Here is a 1,365-nt window from a genome sequence, read left to right on the forward strand (position 1 = left end):
AGGGGACAATCCTTTTAGTTTTGTTTTAATTCTTTTGTGATTGTAGTAATGAATATAAGTTTCTAGTTCTTGCTTAAATTGTTCCATACTTTCAAACTCTTTAAGATAAAGTAATTCAGACTTTAATAAGCCAAAGAAATTTTCCATGACTGCATTATCTAAGCAATTTCCCTTACGGGACATACTTTGGATAACGTTATGTTTTTTAAGCGACTGATGATATTGTCGCATTTGATAATGCCAACCTTGATCCGAGTGTAAAATAGGAGTTTCCTTATCATTCAAACATTGAAACGCCTTATTTAACATTTTAGAAACAAGGGAATAGGCAGGTCTATGTTCTATATTGTAAGCTATAATTTCTCCGTTATATAAGTCTAAAATGGGTGATAGATATAGTTTTTTACCATGTAAGTGGAACTCCGTCACATCTGTTACCCATTTCTCGTTTGGTTTTGATGCGTGAAAATTACGTTTTAAAATATTAGGAGCGAATTTCCCGACAGTCCCTTTATATGAACGATATTTTTTTAATCGAACAAGACATTTTAATCCCAGGATATTCATTAAACGTCGAACGGTTTTATGATTTAATGCATGGCCTCGATTACGTAATTCCAATGTAATACGACGATAACCATACCTCCCAAAATTCTCACTAAAAATCTCTTTAATTAATTCTTTAACTTTCTTATATTTATCTGGACGTTTCGCTTGTTTCATCCAGTAATAATACGTACTACGAGCGATATTAGCGACTTTCACAAGGTCAACGACCTTATATTTATGCCTTAATTCATAAATCAATTGCGCTTTGTCTTGGTCTGTGATGTTTTCTTCTTTTGAACTAAGGCATTCAACTTTTTTAAATAGTCATTTTCCATACGCAGACGTTCATTCTCTGCTTGTAGCGCTTCTATAGAACCTTCAAGAAATACTTCGTTTTGTTTTAAATGTTGTAGCTTAGCTTTTTCTTTGGCCATGGTTAGACGCCCCTTTTTCTTTGATTTTAGGGCATCTAATCCTTCTGTTTCATAAGCTACTTTCCATTTTCGGAGTGTTTCGCAAGAAGGAATATTAAAAAAAGCAGCTGTTTCTCTCAGAGATGTCCCATTTTCATTCATATAATGAATTACATCTAGTTTATACTCGAGAGGGTAAGTTGTATAGCGTTTTTCAAACGCCTTTTCCCCTGAAAATTCAAACCGTTTAATCCATTGATAAAGTTCTCTAGGATGAACCCCTATAGAATTAGCAATGGTTTTTCCGCCTTCCGTACCTTCTAGATATCGTTTTACTGCTTTTATTTTATCTTTTGAAGAAAATTTAGCCATAAAAAATGCACCTCCAATTGTTAGTTATGTG

The 1,365-nt window shown here is 33.4% G+C and carries 1 protein-coding gene; it reads right to left on the reverse strand.

What is annotated here, in order from left to right; all coding sequences use genetic code 11:
* Nucleotides 1–1,334 (reverse strand): IS3-like element ISBth167 family transposase gene (locus MR169_RS27870; protein ID WP_242320387.1). Its coding sequence is split into 2 segments (ribosomal slippage), with 1,335 coding nucleotides annotated over them: nucleotides 1–869 and nucleotides 869–1,334; the frame shifts between segments, so codons are not numbered across the junction. This gene is flagged as partial in the annotation.
* Nucleotides 1,335–1,365: the final 31 nt, after the last annotated feature.

Source organism: Bacillus cereus group sp. BfR-BA-01349 (genome assembly GCF_022663795.1).
GTDB lineage: Bacteria > Bacillota > Bacilli > Bacillales > Bacillaceae_G > Bacillus_A > Bacillus_A cereus.